The following is a 25536-nucleotide window of genomic DNA, read 5'->3' as shown; positions in this document are numbered from 1 at the left end:
TCTTCGCCAGTGGTCTGTCCTTCGCCAGTGGTCACCGTTCTGTAGCCACTGGTCGTTCCGGAACGTGCAGGCGGGACATCACGCGGTTCACGGAAGCCGGCACACGGTTCTTGGTCCAGACAGAAACCGCCACCGTCACTGCGAAAGCAGCCGGGACCGTCCACGCAGCCGGTTGGGCCAGCCATGCAGGAGCGTTGCCTTGGCCCATGACAGTGCCAATCACCATGGCCCCGCCGCACAGCAGCGCACCTGTCACCATCCCCGCAATTGCTCCGGCATCGGTCAGCCCACGCCACCAGATTCCCAGCAGCAATACGGGACAAATGGTGGAGGCCGTAAAGGCAAAGACGAGTCCAACACTTCCGGCCAAGGCAAGGGTGTCTGTCATGAAAGCAAAACCCAAAGGCACGACGGCGGCCAGCAGCGCTGCGAGGCGGAATCCCCGGACGCTTCCTCCAAAGAGGTCCTGGCTGATGACGCCTGAGAGCGAAACTACCAGCCCGGACGTGGTGGACAGGAACGCGGCAAAAGCGCCGGCGACCACGAGGGCTGAGAGGAGTTCACCGGCTGTTCCACCCACGAGCTTGCCGGGCAACAGCAGGACCAAGGCATCGGCCTGTCCGGACTGTGCAAGTTCCGGGGCGAAGATTCTTCCCAAAGCGCCGGAAAGCGTGGGGAAGAGATAAAACACGGAAAGCAGCCCAAGGACGATCAGTGTGGTGCGTCGTGCGGATTGTCCATCGGGATTTGTGTAGAAGCGCACCAGGACGTGGGGCAGGCCCAGTGTCCCGAAAAGCAATGCCACCATGAGCGAGATGTTCTGATAGGCGCTGGCGGCTGGCTGACCAGTGGGATTGACCGGGAGTTGGGCTTGGTGCGGGGTGTCGTTTCCAGCCAGCACCAGGAGCACGAATATCACAGGAACGGCCAACGCAGTCAGCTTGAGCCAATATTGGAAAGCCTGAACGAACGTAATGGACCGCATCCCACCAGCCACTACCGTCAGGCACACCACCAGCACCACCGCCGTCGAGCCTACCCACGACGGCAGGCCCGTGGTGATGCGGATGGTGAGCGCAGCGCCATGAAGCTGGGGCACGATGTACAGCCAGCCGACGGCCACCACCACCAGGCTTGTGACGCGTCGAACCACCCTTGAATCCAGGCGCGCCTCCGTGAAGTCAGGGATGGTGTACGCGCCGGAGCGCCGCAGGGGAGCGGCAACGAAAAGCAACAGCATGAGGTAGCCGGCGGTGTAGCCAACAGGGAACCACAAGGCATCGGTTCCGGACAGCAGGATCAGTCCCGCGACTCCCAGGAAGCTCGCGGCGGACAGGTATTCGCCGCCAATCGCTGAAGCATTCCACCACGGCGGGACTGTGCGTGAGGCAACGTAGAAGTCTCCCGTTGTGCGGGAGATGCGCAGCCCATAGAAGCCAATGACCGCCGTCGTGATCGAAACTGCCAGAAAGGCGACCAAGCCAACAGCAGGGTTCACTTGTCCTCCACAAGGTCCCGATATCGGGCTTCGTTGCGTGCAGCCGCGCGGTTGTAGAGCCAGGCGCTGAGGCCGATCACAGGGTAGATCCCCAGCCCCAGCAACAGCCAGTCGAGCGGAATGCCCAGGATCCTGGTCTCAGCCACCCCTGGTCCGAAGACCAGCAACACGGCGAACGAAGCAAGGATCAGCAGGAAGCCGCAGGCCACCACCAGGGCGAGGCGCAACTGTGAGCGGATAAGGGAACGGACGAAAACGCGTCCCACGTCCGAATCCTCGGCGACTTCGCCACCGTAAGGGAACCGGGTGGGGGCCGGTATCGCTGCTTGGCGTGGTGCTGTGACCCGAACGCGCGTCATCCTTGAGGCCGGATGCGGGTGGATTGCAGCTTGTCACGCACCGATGGCAGGTGGCGCCGGCTAATAGGCAGTTCCGCGCCGGCCACTCTTACGCTGGGCGCAGTCGCAGAGAGCTTCAGATGCCCCACGTGGTCCAAGGCAATCAGGTAGCTGCGGTGGATCCGGATGAACCCGGCTTCGGCCCACTTCTGTTCCAGATCGCTGAGCGGGACGCGGATCAAGTAACTGGCCTCGGCCGTGTGCAACCTGGCGTAATCGCCCTGCGCCTGCACATAGCTGACATCATCGCGACGGATCATGCGGGTGGTGCTTCCCAGATCCACCGTGATCATTTCGGGAGCAGGAGCGCCGTCCTTGATCAGCTCGCTGATCCGGTCCACGGAACGTGCAAGCCGTTCGGCACGGAGCGGCTTGAGGAGATAGTCAATGGCCGCGAGGTCGAAAGCCTCCAACGCGCAGTCTTCATCAGCGGTGACAAACACGACGGCGGGCGGGCTGCTGCTGCGCGCGATGGCGCGGGCGATGTCCAAACCGGAAAGGGCAGGCATATGGATGTCAAGGAACACGGCGTCAACTGACTCCCGTTCCAACATCCGCAAAGCCTCGGCCCCGGAAGAGGCCCGATGGATAGTGCCGATGCGCGCATCCCGCCCTAGCAGGAAAGCGAGCTCCTCCACGGCGGGCAGTTCGTCGTCAGCGACGAGCACGTTGATCATGATTAAAGATTAGCCCCGTGTGTCAGGCGTCATGTCCGGGCTGGGATTTGGGGACCCGCATGGTGATCAGCGTTCCTTCACCCGGAGCCGTTTCGATGACGAGACCGTGCTCGTCCCCGTAGACCTGCCGCAAGCGGGCATCGACGTTCCGCAAGCCCACGTGCTCACCGTCCGTATGTCCGGCAAGCACCGACCGCAGGTGCTCAGGTTCCATCCCCACACCGTCGTCCTCGATGGTGACCTCGGCGAACGCGCCGGAATCATTGGCGCAAATGGTGATGTGTCCGGGGCCTTCCTTCGCCTCAAGGCCGTGCCGGACCGCGTTCTCCACCAGCGGTTGCAGGCTAAGGAACGGTATGACGGTGCTCAGCACTTCGGGTGCGATCCGAAGGCTCACCTGCACGCGCTCGCCGAACCGGGCCCGTTCCAGAAGGAGGTAGCGGTCGATGCAGCGCAGTTCCTCGGCCACGGTAGTGAAGTCGCCATGCCTTCGGAAGGAGTACCGGGTGAAGTCGGCGAACTCCACCACGAGCTCCCTTGCCCGGGCAGGATCCGTATTGATGAAGGAAGCGATCGCGTTCAAGGAGTTGTAAATGAAGTGCGGGCTGATCTGGGCACGAAGAGCCCGGACTTCGGCCTCCATCAGCAGCGTCCGCGAAGCCTCCAACTCAGCCAGCTCAAGCTGGGCAGCAATCCAGTCAGCCACTTCGCTGGTGGCCCGTACCAGCCCGGCGCCAGCTGCAGGCGCCAGTGCTGCCACCGAACCGACCACTTTGGAGCCGGCACGGATGGGGGCAATGACAGCACTGAAATCGTGGTGACCGTGCTCGGATTTTGCGGACGCCGAATGCCCGGCGTGGGGCACCACGGCAGTCCGTCCCGTCGCCAGCACTTCAGCGGCGAGACGCATGAGGGAGGGCCTCAGCTCCTCGGCAACTCCGTCCCAGGCAAGGACCGAACCGGTGTCCGTGATGGCCAATGCATCGCAGCCGAGGAGCATCCGCAGTTGCTTGCTCGCCTTGGCCGCGCCGGCTGCCTGCAGCCCGCCACGCAGATGCTGCCCCGCACGCGAGGCAGCATGAAGTGTGTTGTAGGTGGCCCGTTCAGCATCCGTGCCCAGGTCCCGGAAGGAGCGGATTACCTTCAGCCCAACACCCACGACGACGGCGACTGCCAGGACGATCACGGCGATCGCGGCTGCGGTGAAGAGCGGGGAGTCAGGCATAGAGCCAGCGTATCGGGATGCCCGCTCACATCCTGCGCCGTTTTCCCCAACGTTCTCTCACGTCCCACCGGGTTTTCCCCAACGTTCTCGCATATCCCACCGTTCGGCGCAGCATCCTGACCGTTGGGCGACGGTGGCAGCTGGTTCTCTGGAACCGCTGGCACGGCGCGTTCGATAGTGATTGCAGTCACATTGGCAAAGCGTGTGGAGCTGATGTGGACACATCACAATCAGGAGGAACCATGGGTAATGAGGCCCAACCCCAAGACGCAACGGCGTCCGTGGACTTCCAGGAAGTCCAGCAGACGGAACGGTTCACGACGCTGCGCAAGCGGCACCGCAGTTTTGTCTTCCCGATGGCAGTGGCGTTCCTGCTTTGGTATTTCGCCTACGTTCTCTTGGCCGACTACGCCGTCGGCTTCATGTCCATCAAAGTTTGGGGCAACATCAACGTCGGCCTGATCCTCGGGCTGCTCCAATTTGTCACCACTTTCGGCATCACCGCCTGGTACGTGAGCTACTCCAACAGGAAGCTGGACCCCATCGCGGCCGAGATCCGCAACGAGATCGAGGGCCACCAGTTCGATAAGGACGGCAATGTGATCAGAGGGGCAGCCAAATGAACACCAACCACATCAGCACCGTTGTCCCCGCGGTCAACGTCGCCGCATTGAAGGATACGACGCTCCTCAATATGGGCATTTTCGCCCTCTTCGTGGCGGTCACGATGGTGATCGTCTTCCGGGCCAGCAGGAACAACAAGACCGCGGCGGACTACTATGCGGCAGGCCGTTCATTCACCGGTTCACAAAACGGTACAGCGATTGCCGGCGACTACCTTTCCGCGGCCTCGTTCCTGGGCATCACGGGCGCCATTGCGATCAACGGATATGACGGGTTCCTTTACTCCATCGGCTTCCTCGTCGCATGGTTGGTGGCATTGCTCCTCGTGGCCGAGCTCTTGCGCAACACCGGCAAGTTCACCATGGCCGATGTCTTGTCGTTCAGGCTGCGCCAGCGGCCGGTCCGCATCGCGGCTGCCCTCTCCACCCTTGCGGTTTGCTTCTTTTACCTCCTCGCGCAAATGGCAGGAGCCGGTAGCTTGATTTCGCTCCTGTTGGGCATCAGCGACTGGGGCGGACAAGCTTTGGTGATCATCGTCGTCGGCGCCTTGATGATCATGTACGTCCTCATCGGAGGCATGAAGGGCACCACGTGGGTGCAGATTATCAAAGCCATCCTGCTGATTGCCGGTGCTGCCGTCATGACAGCCTGGGTACTCGCGATCTACGGCTTCAACCTGTCCAACCTGCTGGGGTCCGCCGCTGAGGCCGCCAACAACCCGAACGTTCTCAACCCGGGCCTGCAGTACGGAAAGACGGAGACGTCCAAGCTTGATTTCATGTCCCTGGGCTTGGCGTTGGTCCTGGGCACGGCAGCTTTGCCACACGTTCTCATGCGCTTCTACACGGTCCCCACGGCAAAGGAAGCGCGCAAATCCGTGGTCTGGTCGATCTGGCTGATCGGCCTGTTCTACCTGTTCACGCTGGTACTGGGTTACGGTGCAGCAGCTTTGGTTGGAGCAGACACCGTTAAGTCCGCACCCGGCGGCGTCAACTCTGCCGCACCCCTGCTGGCCTTCCACCTCGGTGGGCCGCTGCTGCTCGGCTTCATATCCGCCGTCGCTTTTGCGACTATCCTGGCCGTGGTGGCCGGACTGACCATCACCGCGGCAGCGTCCTTTGCCCATGACATTTACGCCAATGTCATCTCAAAGGGCAAAGCCGACGCCACCACAGAGGTCAAGGTAGCCCGGCGCACAGTTGTAGTGATCGGTATTCTGGCCATCCTGGGTGGTATCTTCGCCAACGGCCAGAACGTCGCCTTCCTTGTGGCTCTTGCCTTCGCAGTGGCAGCTTCGGCCAACCTGCCAACCATCGTCTACTCGTTGTTCTGGCGGAAGTTCACCACCCAGGGCGCCGTATGGAGCATGTATGGCGGCCTGGCGTCGGCCATCCTGCTCATCACGTTCTCGCCCGTGGTCTCTGGTGCGAAGACGTCCATGATCCAGGGAGCCAACTTCGCGTTCTTCCCGCTGAGCAACCCGGGCATCGTATCGATCCCCCTCGCCTTCCTGCTGGGCTGGCTGGGGACCGTCCTGGATAAGCGCCGCGAGGATCCGGCCAAGCAAGCGGAGATGGAAGTCCGCTCGCTGACGGGTATCGGCGCAGAGAAAGCAGTGGATCACTAAAGTTCAACAAGAATCAGGGCCAAACACGGGGGCTCCTTCTGCCAAACGGCGGGGGAGCCCCTTGGTCATCCAAGCCCTCAGGCATGACCACTAAATCACTTCTCGAGGCTGAGCCATTCCTGCAACTGTTCCAAAGGCCATGTGGTGACGATCCGTTCTTTTGGCACCCCAAGTGCCTCGGCACGTTCGGCGCCGTATTGAAGGAAATCGAGTTGGCCCGGGGCATGGGCATCACTGTCAATGCTGAACAGGCAGCCGGCGTCCAGTGCCATCTTGATCAGCGCGTCCGGAGGGTCCTGCCGCTCCGGCCGTGAATTGATTTCGACGGCGACTCCCCACTCGGCACATTCCGTGAAGACCTTCATGGCATCGAATTCGGACTCAGGCCGGGTGCCGCGCGATCCTTGGACTAGACGGCCAGTGCAATGCCCCAAGACGTTGGTGTGTGGATCACTGATTCCGCCCAACATCCGCTTGGTCATGGTCTTCTTGTCCGAGCGCAGCTTCGAATGGACACTGGCCACCACCACGTCCAGCCGGTCCAGCATTTCCGGCGATTGGTCCAGTGTCCCGTCCTCCAGGATGTCCACTTCGATGCCTTTGAGCAGGCGGAAGCCGTCCTGATTGGCGTTGATTCCATCCACCACATCGAGTTGTTTTTGAAGCCGCTCCACGCTGAGGCCATTGGCGATGGTCAGATTGGGGGAGTGGTCAGTGAGGGCGAGGTATTCACGACCCAGGGTTTTGGCGGCAGCCACCATGGTTTCAATCGGTGAGCCGCCGTCGGACCAATTGCTGTGGCTGTGCAGGTCACCGCGTAACGCAGCCTTAAGGGTGTCGCCGCCGGACGCCAAGGATTCGGCTCCGCGCTCGCGAAGGTCGGCCAGATAATCGGGGACCTTGTCTTCCATTGCCTGGGTGATGACTTCCGCGCTTCGGTCCCCAACACCTTTCAGGCTGGTGACTCTTCCGTTCCGGACGAGCCTGGCCAACTCGTCGGGCGGAAGCTGCCGAACGGCGTCGGCCGCTTTCCTGAAGGCCTGGACCTTGAAGGTAGGGGCTTGGCCGCGTTCCAACCAAAAGGAGATTTCTTCGAGCGCCTCAACGGGATCCATGGCTCCATGATCCACGAGACCGGGCGCACCATCAACAGTGGGCAATGCTGATGGTGAGCCGGTCCGGGCCCATTGCCACTAGTGGTGGCGGCTTGGAATCAGTGTTGGAGGTGTTCCTCCAGAGGGCGCCAGTCCATGTTCCCCGTGCTCCCCGTGGGGCACGGCGTGTTGGCCGGCCATGGATGCGGCCAATCCCGGCGTGGCCACTGATGCAACAACGACGGCGGCCCCGAACGCGGCTGCCAGAAGCCGCCCGGTCCTTGGCAGGCCGTGGGCGCCGCCGTCGTTGGTCTTTTGCTGCCGGCCCAGCCAACCGCCTCCGCCAAGTGCCATCAGCGTTAGCCCCAGGGCGGCAAGATGGCTCACTTCAAGAGAGCGTTCACTGGCCGCCAAAGCCCCTGCGAGGACGCCGATGTGGGCAGCGGCGGCAACCGCCAGAGCGGGAAAGGCAAGCCGACGGAAGACGAGGGAGTTCCGGTGGAGCCCCCACAAAGACCACGCCAGGAAGGCAAGGCCAGCTGCGAGAGCCACCACTCCGAGAACCACCAAGCCAGGCGCGCCAGCTTCTGTGAGGTAGCTGGCCGCAATGGACAGCTCCACCATCCCGCCAGCCATTGCAGCGAAGTAAACGAACAACAACGCGGACGCGTTCAGCGTGGGGTGATGTTTGACTGCCATGGCTGTCCTCGGTCTCGATGGTTTCGCGGTCAGGGGTTCCGCTATCAGGCGCGGGCTGAGACGACGACGGCCTTGTCCTGGGACAGGGCCACACCCAGAAGCACCACAGCGCTGGCCAGGTGCAGCACGTTATCTGCCCCGTTCAGGGCGATGATGTTCAGCGAAGTTCCCACGAGGAACAGCCCGAGGATACCCACCAGCAGGTAGACGCCGCCGACAGCCGTGTTGACGGATTTGGAAAGCGTGACACTGTTCATGCCCGCATAAAGAAGGGCGGCACCGATGGCCAAGTGAATGACGTTGTGCAGGGGGTTCACCGCGAAGATGATCAGGTTGGCACCTTCTGTGGCGAAGAACCCGGTTCCCGAGGTGACGAAGAATCCGAGCACGCCTACCAAAAGGTACACGGCTCCGAAGATGGTGGCGATCAAGCGATTGGGCGAAGTGCGCATTGGTCCGAACCTTCCGGTGATGGCAGGGAGTTTCCCGGCCGTCCTGTGGAACCCCGGACGGGGTTCTCAAACAGTGATTCGGACCATGCGTTGACGCGGATGGGTGGAAACCGGGATATTTTTTCCGCCGTTATGGACGGAGGCGGATGCTGCTCATTTTGAGATCGTCGGTCCCTTCGAAAACGTACTTGAGATCGATGGTCTTGCCACTGCATTGCAGGGTTCCCGCGATGTCCGCTTTATTATTGCCGTTGTTCGAGTTCACGCTCACCGAGCTGTAATTGGGTTTGCATGAGTCATCAAGTTCCAGGCTGGCTATGCCGTCGATGAAGGACTGCTTATCCAGTTCGTCCTTCAAGGCCTGGTGCAGGTAGTTGTCGTAGGCCTGCTCTGTTTGACCTGAAACCACCAGGTTGGTGAACTCGTCAGCCAAAGACCTCGCCTTCGACGTCGCGCCGCCCACGACGTTCACCAGCACCAGGACGCCCACTACGGCCAGGACGATCACTCCTGCCACAATGCTCAGGACAATCCAGAGCATTTTTCTACTCTTGGCCGGCTGCGGAAACTGCTCGCCGTACTGCCCCGGGTACTGGCCGGGCGAATACTGTCCCGGCGCATACTGATCTTGGGGGTACTGGCCTTGCGGGTACGGGTTTTGGTCCGGTGGGTACTGTCCCGGGGCGTATTGGCCTTGGGAGTCCGGGGACGACGGCGGCTGTTGCCACTGCGGCGGAGTCCCGTTCGGTTGTGGGTACCCAGGACCGGGTGGGACGGGTGGTGTGTTCTGGCCGTACTCGCTTCCACCGTATTGATTTCCGCTGCGCTGTCCGTCGCGACCATTCGGTTCTTGCGCGTTGCTCACTGTAGTGCCCCTTTCGGCAGCCTGCGGCAGCGCCACCACGTAGCCGGAAACCGCTGGCCGGCCCCCGATGCGTCCATCTGAATCAAATCGCATTCACAGTTCCACAGGCAAGGGCCACAAGGGTAATAACGGCAGGCGAAAACGGGGGTTTAGCCTTCAGAGCGCCGACCCAGGAGGGGTTGTACCCGGTACGGAATCATTTCCCGCATCGCCAAGGCAGTGTCCGTGCGGTCAACGCCGTCGCACGCAAGGATCTTGCCGTTGATCCGGTAGAGGTCTTCGGCGTCCAGCGCCACCACCCGCAAGAGCAAATCGGCTGATCCGGTCAGGCCAAAGCCTTCCAGGATCTCCGGGATGTCGGCAAGATCCTGGGCAAGCGAGGCGAGCTTCTGTTGCTGGACATGCACGGTGATGAACGCCGTGAGGGGGTAGCCGAGGGCAACCGGATTGATTCGCCGCTCAAAGGAGAGAAAAGCATGCTTCTTCTCGAGCTGGGCCATGCGTGCCTGGACCGTATTGCGGGACAGGCCAAGACTCTGGGCGAGGGCCACAACGGTCCCTCTGGGATCCTTTGCCATCGCTGAAAGGAGCCGGGTGTCAGTGCCATCCAAAGGTTGCATAATGCGCAAGATTAGCACGGCACGGCCGCTCCCAACATGGCAGAATGCTCAAGTTTTTCAACGGTAGTTGTACCCGATGCGTCTTGTGAGTAGGGTCACGATTAACGCTGGCGAAGGAGCCAGGGGGTCGGTCTGCGCTTGGATCACAAGTCCAGCAGGGCCGGCAAAACCTAGCCGGAAGGTTGCGATCACCTGTGTTGACGGATAAGGCGGGCAAGGGAGTGCAAAATGACGCTCCGCGCCCCGGACAAAGTGCACAAAATCCTTTGCGGACGGGGGGCAACCTCCTCCAGCTGGTGTCGCCGGAAGGCGAACGGATCAGCCACCCGGAATTTGATCTCTGGATCAAGGACATCGGCGATGAGCAGTTGGGCTCCTTGTTTGAGGACATGACAGTCATCCGCCGCATCGATACCGAAGCCACAGCCCTCCAGCGGCAGGGTGAACTGGCACTCTGGCCTCCGTTGCTGGGGCAGGAAGCAGCGCAGATCGGCTCGAGCCGTTCCTTGCGGGACGACGACTTTGTTTTCCCCAGCTACCGTGAAAGCGGCGTAGCCTACATCCGTGGCGCGCATGTCTCCGAGATCGCCCAGGTATGGCGCGGAAACGCCCTCTACTCCTGGGATCCCCAGCGGATCAACATGGCGACACCCCAAATCATTATTGGTTCCCAGAGCCTCCACGCCACGGGTTACGCCATGGGAGTCCAACTGGACGGCGCCAGCACGGCGGTCCTTGCCTACTTCGGAGATGGCGCCACGAGCGAAGGCGACGTGAGCGAGGCCATGGTGTTTGCCGCCAGTTTCCAGGCTCCTGTGGTGTTTTTCTGCCAGAACAACCACTGGGCTATTTCCGAACCCGTGCGGGTTCAGTCCCACGTTCAATTGGCCGACAGGCCAACAGGGTTCGGCATCCCCAGCCTGCGCGTTGACGGAAATGATGTCCTTGCCGTCATGGCCGCTACCCGCTGGGCTTTGGACCGTGCCCGCAGCGGAGGCGGCCCAACCTTTATCGAAGCAGTCACCTACCGCATGGGCCCACACACTACTGCCGATGACCCCACCCGATACCGGGATCCGAATGAGTTGGAGGATTGGGCTGCCAAGGATCCCATTCTCCGTCTGCGGAGGCTCCTTGACGCCAAAGGCCTGCTCACCGAAGACCTTGAAAGCAGAGTCAAAGCCAAGGCCGACGCCGTTGCAGCCGAGCTACGTACCAGTTGCGTCAACATGCCTGATCCGCAGCCTTTGGACGTCTTCAACCACGTCTACAGCACCCCCAATTCCTGGATTGAACGCCAGAAGGATCACTATTCGCGATACCTGAACAGTTTCAGCCAGCCCGTCGAGGAAGGTGCACTCTGATGTCCAAGCTCACATTTGCCCGGGCTATCAACGCCGGCCTCCGCAAGTCCCTGGAAAACGATCCCAAAGTCATCCTCATGGGCGAGGATATTGGTTCCCTCGGTGGTGTCTTCCGTGTCACCGACGGACTCCAGAAGGACTTTGGAAAGCACCGTGTGATTGATACGCCCCTTGCCGAGTCCGGCATCATCGGAACCGCCGTGGGCCTGGCCTACCGGGGCTACCGCCCAGTGTGCGAGATCCAGTTCGACGGCTTCATTTATCCTGCTTTCGATCAGATCGTCAGCCAGGTGGCCAAGATGCACTACCGGACCCAGGGGCGGGTCAAGATGCCCATCACCATCCGCGTTCCTTTCGGCGGTGGCATTGGCTCGCCGGAGCACCACTCAGAATCGCCGGAAGCTTATTTCACGCACACTTCAGGGCTTCGTGTGGTGGCGGTGTCCAACCCGCAGGACGCCTACACCATGATCCAGCAGGCCATTGCCTCGGACGATCCTGTTCTCTATTTCGAGCCCAAGCGCCGCTACCACGACAAAGGTGACGTCGATGAGTCCATCGACCTCTCCAAGGCGATGCCATTGGACAAGGCAGCTGTGCTCAACGCCGGTTCGGACGTCACCCTGGTGGCCTACGGCCCCCTGGTAAAGACCGCCAAGGATGCGGCACAGGCTGCGGCTGATGAAGGAGTGTCCGTGGAAGTCATCGACCTGCGCTCGTTGGCTCCCGTTGACTACCCCGTGGTGGAAGCATCCGTGCGCAAGACGGGCCGGCTGGTCATCACGCACGAGGCCGGACAATCCGGTGGCCTCGGGGCGGAGATTGCTGCCAGCATTACCGAGCGCTGCTTCAATTATCTGGAGTCCGCACCCGTTCGGATTACCGGCTTCGATGTTCCGTATCCCTACTCGAAGCTTGAAATGCACCATTTGCCGGATCTGGACAGGATTCTGGATGGTGTGGACCGCACCTTGGGCCGCCCCAACTCCCTGAGTGGACTGGAAGGATGACCGCCACCATGATCAAGGAATTCAGGCTGCCGGACCTTGGCGAGGGCCTGACCGAGTCGGAAATCCTGAGCTGGAAGGTCGCAGTAGGGGACACCGTCACCCTCAATCAGGTCATCGCCGAGGTTGAGACGGCCAAGGCCGTCGTCGAGCTGCCGTCGCCTTTCGCCGGCGTCGTGGCGGCCCTGCATGAGCAGCCCGGTTCCGTGGTGGAGGTCGGCAAACCGATCGTCTCCTTCGAAGTGGACGACGCCGGAGCCTCCAATGGGGGCAACGGACCTGCCGCTGGGGATCAGGCTGCCGGCGAACCGACGTCCACTAGCGAAACTGCGTCAAACGGAGGATCTGGATCAAACGGCGTGTCTCGATCTAACGGCGTATCGAACGGCGGGTCGCAACCAGTCGAGGCGAGTGTGGCGGCCGCAAGTCCCGCCAAACGTGAGCCGAACCTGGTGGGGTATGGCGCCGTCGTCGAGCACACCGGACGGCCGACGCGCCGGGTCCGTGCCAACGTCCAAACCGTCCAAGCCGAAACCGTCCAAGCCGAAACGCCACAGGCTCGCCCCATGGAAGTGCCGCGGGAGTCAACACCTCACCCTGACGCAGCCACGGCTGAGCGTCCACGTTCCACACCGCCGGTCCGTAAGCTGGCGCGCGATCTTGGGATCGACCTGCAGCTTGTTCCCGGCACTGGCCCAGGGGGACTCATCACACGCGAAGACGTCCAGAACTTCACGGGTGGGGCGGAAGCCACAAGCGCAGAACCAACAGGGCCGGCAGCGACCGGCGAGCGTGAAACGCGTACACCTATCAAGGGTGTCCGTAAATTCACTGCGGCCGCTATGGTGCAGAGCGCATTCACCGCGCCGCATGTGACGGAATTCCTGACGATCGATGTCACTGCGACCATGGAATTGCTGGCGCGGCTTAGGGCCAGCAAAGCGTTTGAGGGCTACAAGCTCACCCCGCTCACGATCGCGGCCAAGGCGGTCCTGATAGCACTGCGGAACAACCCAACGTTGAATTCGCGCTGGGATGAAGCACGCCAGGAGATCATCCAGTTCAACTACGTCAACCTTGGCATCGCGGCTGCTACGCCGCGGGGCCTGACGGTACCGAACATCAAGGATGCCGATCGCCTGACACTGCGGGAACTTGCTACAGCGTTGTCGGACCTGACAGACACCGCACGTGCCGGCAAGACGTCTCCGTCAGACCTTTCGGGCGGCACCCTCTCCATCACCAACATCGGAGTATTTGGGATCGATGCCGGAACGCCCATCCTGAATCCGGGCGAGGCTGCCATTGTGGCCTTGGGTGCAGTGCGGAAGGCGCCGTGGGTGGTCGATGATGAGATCGCCGTACGGCAGGTAATGTCCTTGAGCTTGTCCTTTGACCATCGCTTGGTGGATGGCGAACAGGGCTCACGCTTCCTGGCGGACCTTGGCGCTATCCTTTCCGATCCCGCCATGGTGTTGACTATGGTCTAGCTTCACGAACGTAGGAAGCTGCGCCGGCCCACCCCTTTACGAGTGCTTGCAGGAAACTGCGGCTAAGGGGTGGGTCGTCGCGCGTTCAGTCTTCTGTGGGCGTGGTCCGATTGGAGTGGACATCACGCCAGCTGTGTTCCGGCTCGAAGCCCAGGAGCCTGCGGGCTTTGTGGATGGACAGCATCGTTTCGTGCTGGCCCAGTTCCTTGACAACCTCGACGCCGGGAAAGACTTCCGCGGCAAGCTCGGCGCTGCTTCGGCTCATCACGGTGTCAGAAGCGGCGATGATGAAGGTCTCGAAACCGGGTGCGCCTTTCTCCAAGGCGCGAACTACTGCCTGTGCGCCGTCGCGGGCATCGATATAGCCCCACAGGTTCCACTTGCGCAGGGTGGCGTCAGAATCAAAGGACGGGAAGGCGTCGTAGTCTTCGGGGTCCATCACATTGGAGAACCTGAGTGCGGTGATGCTCAACGCCGGGTCCCAGCGCGTGAGCTGGATGGCCATCTGCTCCTCGAGGTGTTTCACGAGGGAGTACGTGCTTTCAGGCCGAGCCGCGTACTCCTCATCCACGGGAATGTAGGGAGGGTCGATATCGAAGGGGAGCCCCAGGACTGTCTCGCTGGAGGCATAAACCACCTTCTTGATGCCCGCCCGCCGGGCTGCCTGGAAGACGTTGTAAGTGGAGAGCATGTTGTTTTCAAAAATTGCGGCGTCCGGGGCCAAGCCCGGTGCGGGGATGGCGGCCAAATGGACGATCGCGTCCAAGCCGCTGTGTTGGTCGTCCAAGCCGAGGACGACGTCCAGGACCTGTCCATAATTGCGAAGGTCCACATTTACGTAGCCGCGGCCCCTCTTGCCTGCACGGTCAATGTTGAGCACGTGGTGGCCATCCTGTCTCAGCCGGCGGACCACGCTCCTGCCCAGTTTTCCGCTTCCGCCGGTTACGGCAATCCTCATGGTGCGCTCCTCGATAATGGCTGGTACCAACCCTGTTGCTGTACGGATTCGGTATGGGTTCGAGCTTCAGCCTAGGCTCCACTTCCGCCCCGCACAGCCCCTGAAACTGGCCCTGTGAGTCCTAGGAATACTGGAACGGCCCAAGAATATACGCGCGCAGGCATCCGGCACCCATGAGCATCTGGCACCCATGAGCATCTGGCACACTTCCGCATACCCGGGGCACTGCCCTCGCCGCACCCGGCATCACTGTCGGGCAGGTTTATGTTCTCTGGGGTGTGTGGTGGTGGTTGCGTCGTGGTGTTTGTTTGGGGTCGATGTGTGGTGGTGGGGTGAACCAGGGCACGCCGGTGGTCATGTCGATCCGCCATTGTTCCTTGTGGATGACGTGGTGGTGGTGGCTGCAGAGAAGCGTGCCGTTCTCGGTGGAGGTGGTGCCGCCGTGTGACCAGTAGGTGATGTGGTGGGCTTCGCACCAGGGGGCGGGCATGGTGCAGTCGGGGAAGGCGCAGCCGCCGTCCCGGGCGGTGATGGCTTTGCGGATGTGGGGCGGGAAGATCCGGGTGGTGCGGCCGATGTCCAGGACGCGGGAGTCGCTGCCGAGCAGGACGGGGATGATGTCCGCGTCGCAGGCGATTTTGCGGATGGTGTTCGGGTGCATCGGACCCAGGAACGTTGCTGTGCCGGTGCTGAGTCGTTGGTGGTCGGTGAGTCGTTCGGAGAGGTCGCGTTCGTCGATGGTGAGGGTGAGCTGGGGTCGGAGTCCGCCGTTGGCTGGCAGTTTCCCGGTGGTCATGGCGACGGCGCAGGCTCCGACGAGTCCGTCGAGGAGTTTCATGGGGCGGGAACGCCGGTCCAGATCCGGTCCGGTGGGATTACTATCCGTGGTGAGTCGGGGGTTGGTGGCGGTGTGCATGGCGGTGGCCAGGGTTTCGTATTGTTCCGCGGTGGCGAAGATTTCGATGTGGTGGAGCCCGTGGCGGCGTCGGCGGCGGAAGAACGCGCCTTGGAGTTGGCGGAGAACTTCTTCGGACGGTTCGGGACCGTCTTGGTCGATCGAATCGACCCAGCGTTTGGCCATTTTGGTGACGAAGTCCGGGTCGGACTCGATGGCGGTGCGGGTGAGGGCGTGTTCCATCCGGGTGATGGTGTCGTCATCGGTGAGCTGCCGGACTTTTTCCAGTGCGCTGCTGATGATCGTCGCGGAGCGGGAAGGCAGCAGGGCTGAGGAGAGGGCTTCGGCCAGCACTTCGCGCCGGGCCGGGATCTCCTGCCCGGCCATTCCGGCCTGCGGAAGGACGTCGGGTGCGAGGGCGAGCCGGCGGTTGGCTTCGCTTTTGCTGATCCGCAACCGGGCCCGAAGGAACTCAGCGGCATTCCGGTACCCGTCGTCCAAAGGGCTCGCTTTGCCGGCGGCGGCCCAAGCCGCTGAGCCTGCTGCACTCACGGAACTGGCGCCACCCACGGAAGGTGCTGCTTTTGGGGAGCGTGCTTCACAAGCGGAAGCTGACGCCACATCTGATCCTGGCTCCGGTTCGGTCCAACCGGTCCGCCACTCCGGCGCGCAGGCCGACGACCCCGGCGACGCTTGGTGTGCTTCCTTCCGGGTACTTTCCACCGCTTGCGCGGCGACAACCTGTAAGTACTCCAACGACCGGGAGATCTCCTCGATCCTGGCGGCAAAGTCCGCGGCCTCAACAAACCCAAACAGCCGCGCCGCATCGGCCGCTTCGGACAACCTAAAGGGGTCCAGAAGAGCCGCGACGTCCTCAAGAAGAGCCGCCGGGTCCCGTCCGGTAGCCGCAGGATTGGGATGCCTGTTTTTGAAATGGGGGCTCGGCTGAGCAAGCGCGGCGTCGTTGCCCAGCCCGGCTCTGTTGCCCAGCCCGTGGAAATGGCCGATCGCGATGACGGACGCCGTCGAATCCTTGAACCCGGCCCTGACCAAGTCCGGCATGCTCAAGAAGCGCCGTGACCGGGCCGTGGCCAGGGCAGCAACAACAGGGGACGATTCCGTCCGAAGTGCCGTTAGCTGCCCCATATCTTCCATGATCAAATCATTTCATCGGGGTCCGACAATTTTAAGGGCATCTGGAAGACGGCCCCAAATCTCCCTAAAAGAGTAAACAATCAGGCTGAAGTGAGAGCGGCCAAAGCCATCTGTTCCAGGATCGGCCTGGCCGACTTCACGGCGATCTTCCTGCCGTGGTGGCGCACAGAGTGGGGTGTGGAGTTGATCAAACCGAAGGCTGCGTGTGCACGGACACGGAGGCCGGCGACATCCGCGTCCGGGTGAATGCGTGCAAGGACGTCCACCCACGTTTCAACGTACGCGCGCTGCAAGGACCTGACTTCTGCCTGGTCCGCGTCGCTGAGACTTCCGAAGTCCCGGTCCTGGACACGGATGACGTCAGGATTGCTGAGGGCGAAATCGACTTGGAACTGGATGAGCCCCTTCAGCGCGGTCCCGGGATCTTCGGACTCGGAGACCACGCGGAGGCCGCCGTCGAGCAGGTCGCGGCTGACGCTGAGGAGAAGCTCGCCGAGGACAGCCTGCTTGCCGGGGAAGTGCCGGTAAACGGCAGGCCCGCTGACGCCTGCGGCAGCACCAAGATCCTCAAGCGAAACCCGGGTGAAGCCATTTTCTGCAAAGAGTCCCGCGGCCGCTGAAAGCAATGCCAGCCTGCGGAGTTCCTTGGCTTGGCCTCGCTGTGTTGCTGCGGCTGGGGTTGCTGCGGCTGGGCTGCGGACTGTGCCTGTTTCCGGGCCTCCGGTCACGTTCTCCTCCTTGGTGCCACTGCCAGAGATGTGGGTTTGCGCGGGTCCCACTGTGCTGGACATCACAGTTAATAAAGACTAACCTAAATTTCAGTTACGTGGCACTAACCGAAATGGCCAGGGGCCGGGAATGGAACAGTGGTCAATGGAGACAATCGCCAGCTTGGCAGGACCCAACAGTGGCACCTTTGAAGCCAACCAAGAAGCACAGCTGGCCCTCGTAGGGGAACTGAAGGAAAGGCTAGCCACGGCAGCCCTCGGGGGACCCGCGAAGTCCAGGGAGCGTCACGTCGCCCGAGGCAAACTGCTGCCCCGCGAGCGAATTGACTACCTCCTGGACGAGGGCAGCCCGTTCCTTGAGATAGCACCCCTGGCCGCACATGGCATGTACAACGATGATTCGCCGGGCGCAGGAGTGATTGCCGGTATTGGGTTGGTCCGTGGCCGGCATGTCCTGGTGATTTCCAACGACGCCACGGTCAAGGGCGGCACGTATTACCCCATGACGGTCAAGAAGCACCTCAGGGCCCAGGAAATTGCCTTGGAAAACAAGCTTCCATGTATCTACCTGGTGGATTCCGGTGGAGCATTCCTGCCCAAGCAGGATGAGGTTTTCCCCGATAAAGAGCATTTTGGCCGGATCTTCTACAACCAGGCCAAGATGTCAGCGGCCAAGATCCCGCAGATCGCCTCGGTGATGGGTTCGTGCACGGCCGGCGGCGCCTATGTACCGGCCATGAGTGACGAGACGGTCATCGTAAGAAATCAGGGCACCATCTTCCTTGGTGGGCCGCCACTGGTGAAGGCAGCGATTGGCGAGATTGTCACCGCTGAGGAACTGGGTGGCGGCGACGTGCACTCCAGGATTTCCGGGGTTACGGACCACCTGGCCGAGAACGACCAGCATGCGCTGGAGATCGTCCGGGACATCGTCGGCACGTTGCCCAAGCCAGCCACGCCGGCGTGGGACGTACTCGACGTCGTCCTGCCGCCCGTCGTCGACCCTTCCGGGATTTATGGCGTGGTCCCCACGGACGTCAACGCCCAGTACGATGTCCGCGAAGTCATCGCCCGGCTCGTGGACGGTTCCCAATTCCATGAGTTCAAGAAGAACTATGGCACCACGCTGGTGACTGGATTCGCCCATCTCCATGGACATCCTGTTGGCATCGTGGCCAACAACGGGGTCCTGTTCAGTGAGTCCTCGCTCAAGGGCGCCCATTTCATCGAACTCTGCGATCAACGCGGCATCCCGCTGATCTTCCTGCAGAACCTTTCCGGGTTCATGGTGGGCAAAGACTACGAGCAAGGCGGCATTGCCAAGAACGGCGCAAAGATGGTCACCGCCGTCGCAACGGCGAGGGTCCCCAAGCTGACAGTTGTCATCGGCGGCTCCTTCGGCGCCGGAAACTACTCCATGTGCGGGCGGGCCTACTCGCCGCGTTTCCTGTGGATGTGGCCCGCTGCCCGTATTTCGGTCATGGGTGGAAACCAGGCATCCAGTGTCCTTGCAACGGTGAAAAGGGACCAGTACGAGGCCGCCGGCCAGGAATGGTCTGCCGAGGAAGAAGAGGCTTTCAAAGCTCCCATTAGGCAGCAGTACGAGGAACAAGGCAGCCCCTATTACTCCACCGCCCGGCTTTGGGATGACGGCATCATCGATCCCGCAGACACCCGACGGGTCCTCGGCATGGCTTTGGACGTCGTCTCCCGCCAGCAACTGCCCGAGACCTCCTTCGGCCTCTTCAGGATGTGACCATGACTCTGCCAACCACCACAGCATCAGCCGCCACTGCGGCGTCCCGTCCGTTTCAACGCCGTTCTCGTTGCCAACCGTGGAGAGATCGCTTGCCGTGTGATCCGAACGCTCAGGGACATGGGCATCCGTTCCATTGCCGTCTATTCGGACGCGGACAAGCACGCCAAGCATGTGGCGCTTGCCGATACCGCAGTGGCAATCGGGGGGACGGCGCCAGTCGAGAGCTACTTGAAAATCGATGCCATCATCGATGCCTGTCGCCGCAGCGGTGCGGAGGCGGTTCATCCTGGCTACGGCTTCCTGTCCGAGAACGTGGAGTTCGCCAAAGCCCTTGACGCGGCGGGGATCACGTTCATCGGACCGGGCATTGACGCGATCGAGGTTATGGGAGACAAGATTCGTTCCAAGAATCACGTCATGGCCTACGACGTCCCGTGCGTACCGGGAATTGCGATACCCGGCCTCACGGACCAGGAACTGATCGACGCTGCTCCGTCGGTAGGCTTTCCTTTGCTCATCAAGCCCTCGGCAGGCGGCGGCGGCAAAGGGATGCACATCGTGGAGCGGCCCGAGGACATGGCTGCCACGCTGCAGACCGCACGGCGCGTGGCAGCTTCGGCGTTTGGGGATGACACGCTGTTCCTGGAACGGCTCATCCAGGCACCCCGCCACATCGAGGTCCAGGTCCTCGCGGATAACCACGGCAACGTCATCCACCTGGGCGAGCGCGAATGTTCCCTCCAGCGCCGCCATCAGAAAGTCATTGAGGAAGCTCCTTCAGCACTCTTTGAGTCGCTGGCGGACGGCCCGGCCGAACGGGCCCGCATTGGAGAGGCAGCCTGCAACGCAGCACGTTCGGTCAAATACAGCGGTGCCGGCACGGTGGAATTCCTGGTGTCCGACGAACATCCCGATGAGTTCTTCTTCATGGAGATGAACACGCGCTTGCAGGTGGAGCACCCCGTCACTGAAATGGTCACCGGGATAGACCTCGTTGAATGGCAGGTGCGGATCGCCGCCGGTGAGGTACTCACCGTTGCGCAGTCCGACGTCGTTCTTGAAGGCCACGCCGTAGAGGCGCGCGTCTATGCCGAGGTACCGGAGCGGAACTTCATGCCGTCGATGGGGCGCGTCGTGGCGCTAGCCGAGAATGGCGGGACGGATCCCAAGGTGCTCGGCGAGCAACGCTCCCACGCGAACGTCCGGATCGACTCCGCTATGCGCGAGGACCTTGAGATTACCGGCGATTACGATCCCATGCTGGCCAAAGTCATCGCCTGGGGCGAAAGCCGTGCTGTTGCCCTGGACACCTTGGACGCTGCCCTGGGCAGGTACACGCTGCTGGGCTTGGACACGAACGTGGAATATCTCCGGCTGCTGATCAATGATCCTGACGTCCGGGCCGGCCACCTGGATACGGGGCTGATCGAACGCAAGCTGCCGTCCATGGAGTTCAGGCACGCAGGCGCCCACGAGTTGATCGCTGCCGCCCTGACGCTGTGGCTTGAAAGGAAGGCAAACTCTGGGGCTTCTGCGCATGCCGGCAACGCCTGGAGCTCGCCGGACTCGTGGCGCCTGGGCGCCCGCGGCGCTTGGAGTGCCACGTTCGGATTGCCGGGTGGCGGCACCTCCACCGTTGCCTTGACTGAGGACTCCGGCACCTTCCCGGCAGTCATCGACGGCGGCCCTGACGGGGGCCGTTCGGCCAAAGTCAACGCCGTGGAACGGACCGGAAACGGCATCGTCCTGGAGATCGACGGCGGTCGGGTCACCTATGCGGTGGGGCTGCCACCAGCCGAGGCGAACGGAATCCGGGCGATCTACCTTGGCAACAACGGCTGGTCCTGCCGCCTGGAAGTCCTGGACCGCGCCGAACGTCTTCAGAGGATGCTGGCAGGCATCCAGCGCGAAGAAGGTGCTGCAGACCCGGAGGTGCGCTCGCCGATGCCCGGAACGGTGGTTTCGGTGGCAGTGGCCAACGGAGACATGGTCCAAGAGGGGCAGCCGCTCCTGGCAGTGGAAGCCATGAAAATGGAGCACCAACTGGTGGCATCGGTCTCCGGAACCGTCCACCTCACCAGCAAACCGGGCGACCTGGTCAAAGCCGACCAAGTACTCGCCACTATTCACGCAGCAGACCCTCTTGAAGGACCTGCAGAGACAGACAAGCCCGCAGATACAGACAAGGACCTCCAGCCATGAGCAGTTTTGACCTGAACGAGGAATACCAGGACCTCAGTGATTCCGTCCGCGAATTCGCCGACGAAGTGGTGGCACCCGTATCTGCCAAGCACGATGAAGAACACAGCTTTCCCTATGAAGTGGTCAAGCAGATGGGGGAGATGGGCCTGTTCGGCCTGCCGTTCCCGGAGGAGTTCGGTGGAATGGGCGGGGACTACTTCGCCCTTGCGCTGGCTTTGGAACAGTTGGGCCGGGTTGACCAGTCGGTGGCAATCACGCTTGAGGCGGGCGTGTCCCTGGGCGCCATGCCGGTGTACCGTTTCGGCACGCAGGAACAGCAGGAGCGCTGGCTTCCGGAGCTGGCATCCGGACGATCCTTGGCCGGATTCGGGTTGACCGAGCGTGAGGCCGGTTCCGATGCAGGTGGTACCAAGACCCACGCCCACGTGGACAACGGGGAATGGGTCATTAATGGCAATAAGGAGTTCATCACGAATTCGGGCACGGATATCACCACTTTGGTGACGGTCACTGCCGTCACCGGTAAGACGGAAAACCCCGATGGCAGCGCCAAGAAAGAAATATCCACCATCCTGGTGCCCACCGAAACCCCGGGCTTCAAGGCAGAGAAGGCTTACAACAAGGTGGGCTGGAACGCGTCGGACACGCACCCTCTGACTTTGGACAACGTCCGGGTTCCTGAAGCGAACCTCCTGGGCCAGCGGGGCAGGGGATATGCCAACTTCCTGTCCATCCTTGACGAGGGCCGCATTGCCATTGCCGCCTTGGGTACAGGTGCGGCCCAGGGTTGCGTGGATCTTTCGGTGAAGTATGCCAAGGAACGCAGCGCTTTTGGCCAGAACATCGGCAAGTACCAGGCCATCCAATTCAAGATCGCCAGGATGCAGGCCAGGGCCCATACGGCTCGTTTGGCCTATTACGATGCAGCAGCGAGGATGCTGGCCGGCAAGCCGTTCAAGACTGAAGCGGCCATCGCTAAGATGGTCGCAGGCGAGGCAGCCATGGACAACGCACGGGACGCCACCCAGGTGTTCGGTGGCTATGGCTTCATCAACGAATTCACAGTGGCGCGCCATTACCGCGACTCCAAGATTCTTGAAGTTGGGGAAGGCACCACTGAAGTCCAGTTGATGCTCATCGCCCGCGAGCTGGGTCTCTAACCGTACGGGAAGGATCAAGGATGATTGACAAGGTTGTTGCCAGTGCCGCGGAAGCGGTGAAGGACATCCCGGACGGTGCCTCGCTCGCTGTCGGCGGTTTTGGCTTATGCGGAATCCCCGTGTCGCTGATCGACGCGCTCCACAGCCAAGGCACCACGGACCTGGAGACCGTGAGCAACAACTGTGGCGTGGACGATTGGGGCCTCGGAATCCTCCTCAAGGATGGACGAATCCGACGCACCATCAGCTCCTATGTGGGTGAGAACAAGGAGTTTGCCAGGCAGTACCTCGCCGGTGAACTGGAAGTGGTCCTCACCCCGCAGGGAACGCTCGCCGAGAAACTGCGCGCAGGCGGCGCCGGTATTCCTGCCTTTTACACGAAGGCCGGTGTGGGCACCCAGGTCTCCGAGGGCGGCTTGCCGCAAAAGTACGACGCCGAAGGGAACGTTGCGATCGCCTCGGCCCCCAAGGAGGTGCGCACTTTCCAGGACGCCGACTACGTACTGGAAGAATCGCTGACGCCGGACTTCGGGCTGGTCCATGCGTGGAAGGGCGACCGCCACGGCAACCTCGTTTTCCATGCAACGGCCATGAACTTCAACCCCCTGTGTGCCATGGCCGCGAAGACAACCATTGCCGAAGTCGAAGAGCTCGTGGAAACCGGCGAGCTGGACCCGGAGCACATCCATACCCCTGGCATTTTCGTGCAAAGGGTGGTGGTGGCTCCCACAACGGAGAAAAGGATTGAGAAACGGACGGTGGCTCTGACCACCGGCCAGGCAACCGGGCAGGCAGGAGCAGCACAGTGAACGACAACTCGTATCATGACATCCCGCCCCGTCCCGAAGCCGTGCGGCACGAGTACCGTCGTGCCGACGTCGACCATCACGAAGCCAAGGGCTGGAGCCGCAACGAACTTGCAGCACGCGTAGCCCAGGAACTCACCAACGGCCAGTACGTGAACCTGGGGATCGGGATGCCCACCCTGATTCCCAACTACATTCCTGCGGGTGTGGAAGTGATCCTCCATTCCGAGAACGGCATCCTGGGCGTCGGACCTTACCCGGCCGAGGACCGGGTTGATCCGGACCTCATCAACGCCGGCAAGGAAACTGTCACCATCAAACCGGGCGCTGCGTTCTTCGATTCGGCCTCATCCTTTGGCATGATCCGGGGCGGCCACGTGGATGTGGCGGTCCTGGGTGCCATGGAAGTGGCTGCCAACGGCGATCTTGCCAACTGGATGATCCCCGGAAAGATGGTCAAGGGCATGGGCGGGGCCATGGACCTCGTGTTCGGCGCCAAGAAGGTGATCGTCATGATGGAGCATGTGGACCGCAGTGGCAGGCCCAAAATCGTCAAGGACTGCACTCTGCCCCTGACGGGCAAGGGCTGCGTGGACCGGATCATCACCGACCTCGCCGTGATCGACGTCGTCAAGGACGAGGGGGAACCGCGGCTGGTCCTTCGCGAACTGGCCCCCAACGTCACTTTGGACGATGTCGTGGCTGCCACCGGAGCTGAACTCTTCGAAGAGGACCAGGAACTCACCGTATGACGCGTGTTGTTGAGCAGCGTGGACTGTACTTCGATGAGCTGGAAGAGGGCGTGATCTACGCCCACAAGCCCGGACGAACCGTGACGGAGACGGACAACGTCCTGTTCACTACCTTGACCATGAACACCCAGGCGCTGCACCTGGACGCAGCATGGAGTTCCGCGCAGCCGTTCGGGCAGCGGCTGATGAATTCGATGTTCACGTTGTCCACAATGGTGGGGCAGTCGGTGACCCAGCTGACGCAGGGCACCATCATCGCCCAGCTGGGGCTGACGGATGTCACCTTTCCCCACCCGCTCTATCACGGGGATACCCTGTACACGGAAACGGTGATCACCGCCAAACGGTTGTCGTCCTCGCGTCCCGGCCAAGGTGTGGTGACGATGCAACATACTGGCAGGAACCAGGACGGAGTGGTGGTGGCGCTTGCCACGCGTACCTGCCTGATGTGGACCCAGGAAGCACACGCCGCGCAGTCCTAGGCTGTTTTCCGCATTTGTCAGCATTCCAGCAGCCCAGCATTCCAGCAGCAAGGAACTCTTCATGCCTTCTCCCGACTCTTCCCTCCGCGGCGCGGTTACGCCGTTCACCATGGGGCCGGCACTCCTCTTTTGCCCCGCTGACCGGCCGGAGCGTTTCGGTAAGGCTGCGGAGCGCTCGGACGCAGTGATCCTGGACCTCGAAGATGCCGTGGCTCCGGGGGACAAGCAACGGGCCCGGGGTGCGATCCTCGCACAGCTCGGATCCGAAGGAGACACCGCTGAACTGGACCCGAGCCGGACGATTGTCCGCGTCAACCCAGTGGGCTCCGCGGAATTCGAGAAGGACCTGCACAGCCTGGCGCACACTCCCTACCGCACCGTCATGCTCGCCAAGGCGGAGAGCGCCGGGCAGCTCAAAGCGCTGGAGGGTTACCGCGTGATCGCACTCTGTGAAACGGCCGCCGGCATCGTCAATGCTTCAGCCATCGCCGCGGAACCCAACGTGGTTGCCTTGATGTGGGGCGCGGAGGACCTGCTGGCTTCGCTGGGTGGTCTCTCCAGCAGGAACGACGACGGCGGCTACCGGGCCGTGGCCCTGCACTCGCGGTCCGCTGTGCTGCTCGCCGCCAAAGCCGCCGGCAAGGAAGCCATCGACTCCGTGTATGTGAACATCCCCGATCTCCGGGGTCTGGCCGCGGAATCCCTTGACGCCGTAGCCAGCGGTTTCGGTGCCAAGGCCTGCATCCACCCGAGCCAGGTTGCAACAGTGCGGGAAGCCTATGCACCAACACCCGAAGCCGTGACCGAGGCCGCCGAGCTTCTCGATGCAGCATCTGCGACCGGAACGGGCGTCTTCCAGTTCAAAGGCAAGATGATCGACGGCCCCATCCTCAAACACGCCGAGGCAACACTGCGCCGGGCGCGGCACACGAAGTAACAGTTGAACCCGCACGTTCGCCTGAAAACCCAACTAGGGGACAGCAAACGTCGCTATGAGGG

Annotated in this window: 24 protein-coding genes; 12 read left to right on the top strand and 12 right to left on the bottom strand. The window is 62.0% G+C overall.

The window, feature by feature from the left end:
- Positions 1 to 31 precede the first annotated feature (31 nt).
- The 4 genes from ACTAQJ_RS08900 to ACTAQJ_RS08885 are packed head-to-tail and all read right to left on the bottom strand — an operon-like array spanning position 32 to position 3798.
- On the bottom strand, positions 32 to 1498 hold the full coding sequence (locus ACTAQJ_RS08900) for a sodium/solute symporter (protein WP_431119381.1): 1467 nt from the start codon (positions 1496 to 1498) through the stop codon (positions 32 to 34).
- Entirely contained in the window at positions 1495 to 1857 is a 363-nt protein-coding gene (locus ACTAQJ_RS08895) for a DUF485 domain-containing protein (RefSeq protein WP_431119382.1), read from the bottom strand. The genes ACTAQJ_RS08900 and ACTAQJ_RS08895 overlap by 4 nt, the downstream gene beginning before the upstream one ends.
- Complete coding sequence (locus tag ACTAQJ_RS08890) at positions 1854 to 2573, bottom strand: LytR/AlgR family response regulator transcription factor (protein WP_431119384.1); 720 nt, start codon at positions 2571 to 2573, stop codon at positions 1854 to 1856. The genes ACTAQJ_RS08895 and ACTAQJ_RS08890 overlap by 4 nt, the downstream gene beginning before the upstream one ends.
- Positions 2574 to 2595: 22 nt before the next feature.
- On the bottom strand, positions 2596 to 3798 hold the full coding sequence (locus ACTAQJ_RS08885) for a sensor histidine kinase (protein WP_431119386.1): 1203 nt from the start codon (positions 3796 to 3798) through the stop codon (positions 2596 to 2598).
- A 242-nt stretch (positions 3799 to 4040) separates the two neighbouring features.
- Between ACTAQJ_RS08885 and ACTAQJ_RS08880 the strand changes: the two genes are divergently transcribed.
- Positions 4041 to 4421 carry a DUF485 domain-containing protein gene (locus ACTAQJ_RS08880; protein WP_431119388.1) on the top strand — a complete coding sequence of 127 codons (381 nt, stop codon included), beginning with the start codon at positions 4041 to 4043 and terminating at the stop codon, positions 4419 to 4421.
- Positions 4418 to 6049 carry a monocarboxylic acid transporter gene (locus ACTAQJ_RS08875; protein ID WP_498701731.1) on the top strand — a complete coding sequence of 544 codons (1632 nt, stop codon included), beginning with the start codon at positions 4418 to 4420 and terminating at the stop codon, positions 6047 to 6049. Before ACTAQJ_RS08880 ends, ACTAQJ_RS08875 begins: the two co-directional genes overlap by 4 nt.
- A gap of 95 nt (positions 6050 to 6144) precedes the next feature.
- On the opposite strand, the gene ACTAQJ_RS08870 is transcribed toward ACTAQJ_RS08875, so the two are convergent.
- The 5 genes from ACTAQJ_RS08870 to ACTAQJ_RS08850 form a co-directional block, all read right to left on the bottom strand.
- Positions 6145 to 7164, bottom strand: coding sequence for a PHP domain-containing protein (locus ACTAQJ_RS08870; protein WP_498701730.1), 1020 nt, complete (start codon positions 7162 to 7164; stop codon positions 6145 to 6147).
- A gap of 78 nt (positions 7165 to 7242) precedes the next feature.
- Positions 7243 to 7842, bottom strand: a complete 600-nt coding sequence (locus ACTAQJ_RS08865) for a hypothetical protein (protein ID WP_498701729.1) — start codon at positions 7840 to 7842, stop codon at positions 7243 to 7245.
- Between the two features lie 44 nt (positions 7843 to 7886).
- Entirely contained in the window at positions 7887 to 8294 is a 408-nt protein-coding gene (locus tag ACTAQJ_RS08860; RefSeq protein WP_431119394.1) for a DUF4383 domain-containing protein, read from the bottom strand.
- 130 nt (positions 8295 to 8424) lie between these two features.
- A complete protein-coding gene (locus tag ACTAQJ_RS08855; protein ID WP_431119395.1) occupies positions 8425 to 9252 on the bottom strand; it encodes a DUF3824 domain-containing protein in 828 nt (275 codons plus the stop codon).
- Positions 9253 to 9308: 56 nt separating this feature from the next.
- Positions 9309 to 9779, bottom strand: a complete 471-nt coding sequence (locus ACTAQJ_RS08850; protein WP_431119396.1) for an Lrp/AsnC family transcriptional regulator — start codon at positions 9777 to 9779, stop codon at positions 9309 to 9311.
- 194 nt (positions 9780 to 9973) lie between these two features.
- Here ACTAQJ_RS08850 and pdhA point away from each other — a divergent pair, with 194 nt between their 5' ends.
- From pdhA to ACTAQJ_RS08835, 3 genes are read left to right on the top strand one after another with little or no spacing between them, the layout of a single operon-like run.
- Positions 9974 to 11143: a pyruvate dehydrogenase (acetyl-transferring) E1 component subunit alpha gene (gene pdhA / locus ACTAQJ_RS08845; RefSeq protein WP_431119398.1), complete on the top strand. Its 1170-nt coding sequence runs from the start codon at positions 9974 to 9976 to the stop codon at positions 11141 to 11143.
- Complete coding sequence (locus ACTAQJ_RS08840) at positions 11143 to 12153, top strand: alpha-ketoacid dehydrogenase subunit beta (protein ID WP_431119400.1); 1011 nt, start codon at positions 11143 to 11145, stop codon at positions 12151 to 12153. Before pdhA ends, ACTAQJ_RS08840 begins: the two co-directional genes overlap by 1 nt.
- Entirely contained in the window at positions 12150 to 13640 is a 1491-nt protein-coding gene (locus ACTAQJ_RS08835; RefSeq protein WP_431119401.1) for a dihydrolipoamide acetyltransferase family protein, read from the top strand. The genes ACTAQJ_RS08840 and ACTAQJ_RS08835 overlap by 4 nt, the downstream gene beginning before the upstream one ends.
- A gap of 85 nt (positions 13641 to 13725) precedes the next feature.
- Here ACTAQJ_RS08835 and ACTAQJ_RS08830 read toward each other — a convergent pair whose 3' ends face one another.
- The 3 genes from ACTAQJ_RS08830 to ACTAQJ_RS08820 all read right to left on the bottom strand — a co-directional run bounded on the left by ACTAQJ_RS08830 (position 13726) and on the right by ACTAQJ_RS08820 (position 17376).
- Positions 13726 to 14598, bottom strand: a complete 873-nt coding sequence (locus ACTAQJ_RS08830; RefSeq protein ID WP_431119402.1) for an NAD-dependent epimerase/dehydratase family protein — start codon at positions 14596 to 14598, stop codon at positions 13726 to 13728.
- A 262-nt stretch (positions 14599 to 14860) separates the two neighbouring features.
- A complete protein-coding gene (locus tag ACTAQJ_RS08825) occupies positions 14861 to 16648 on the bottom strand; it encodes an HNH endonuclease signature motif containing protein (protein WP_498701727.1) in 1788 nt (595 codons plus the stop codon).
- Between the two features lie 80 nt (positions 16649 to 16728).
- Complete coding sequence (locus tag ACTAQJ_RS08820; protein ID WP_431119405.1) at positions 16729 to 17376, bottom strand: SACE_7040 family transcriptional regulator; 648 nt, start codon at positions 17374 to 17376, stop codon at positions 16729 to 16731.
- A 145-nt stretch (positions 17377 to 17521) separates the two neighbouring features.
- Between ACTAQJ_RS08820 and ACTAQJ_RS08815 the strand changes: the two genes are divergently transcribed.
- From ACTAQJ_RS08815 to ACTAQJ_RS08785, 7 genes are all read left to right on the top strand, one after another.
- A complete protein-coding gene (locus ACTAQJ_RS08815) occupies positions 17522 to 19132 on the top strand; it encodes a carboxyl transferase domain-containing protein (RefSeq protein WP_498702167.1) in 1611 nt (536 codons plus the stop codon).
- 99 nt (positions 19133 to 19231) lie between these two features.
- Complete coding sequence (locus tag ACTAQJ_RS08810) at positions 19232 to 21337, top strand: acetyl/propionyl/methylcrotonyl-CoA carboxylase subunit alpha (RefSeq protein WP_498701726.1); 2106 nt, start codon at positions 19232 to 19234, stop codon at positions 21335 to 21337.
- The gene (locus tag ACTAQJ_RS08805; protein ID WP_498701725.1) at positions 21334 to 22497 is read left to right on the top strand and encodes an acyl-CoA dehydrogenase family protein; all 1164 of its coding nucleotides are present in this window, start codon (positions 21334 to 21336) and stop codon (positions 22495 to 22497) included. The genes ACTAQJ_RS08810 and ACTAQJ_RS08805 overlap by 4 nt, the downstream gene beginning before the upstream one ends.
- A 20-nt stretch (positions 22498 to 22517) precedes the next feature.
- A complete protein-coding gene (locus ACTAQJ_RS08800) occupies positions 22518 to 23306 on the top strand; it encodes a CoA transferase subunit A (protein WP_498701724.1) in 789 nt (262 codons plus the stop codon).
- Entirely contained in the window at positions 23303 to 24055 is a 753-nt protein-coding gene (locus ACTAQJ_RS08795; protein WP_498701723.1) for a CoA transferase subunit B, read from the top strand. The genes ACTAQJ_RS08800 and ACTAQJ_RS08795 overlap by 4 nt, the downstream gene beginning before the upstream one ends.
- On the top strand, positions 24052 to 24537 hold the full coding sequence (locus tag ACTAQJ_RS08790) for a MaoC family dehydratase (protein WP_223948528.1): 486 nt from the start codon (positions 24052 to 24054) through the stop codon (positions 24535 to 24537). Before ACTAQJ_RS08795 ends, ACTAQJ_RS08790 begins: the two co-directional genes overlap by 4 nt.
- Positions 24538 to 24598: 61 nt before the next feature.
- Positions 24599 to 25474 (top strand): HpcH/HpaI aldolase/citrate lyase family protein, encoded by an 876-nt coding sequence (locus ACTAQJ_RS08785; protein ID WP_498701722.1) that lies wholly within the window; start codon positions 24599 to 24601, stop codon positions 25472 to 25474.
- Positions 25475 to 25536 lie beyond the last annotated feature (62 nt).

The sequence above is a fragment of the Arthrobacter sp. alpha11c genome (assembly GCF_054149985.1).
Note: the sequence above shows the minus strand (reverse complement) of the source record. Positions and strands in the feature narration are given on the sequence as shown.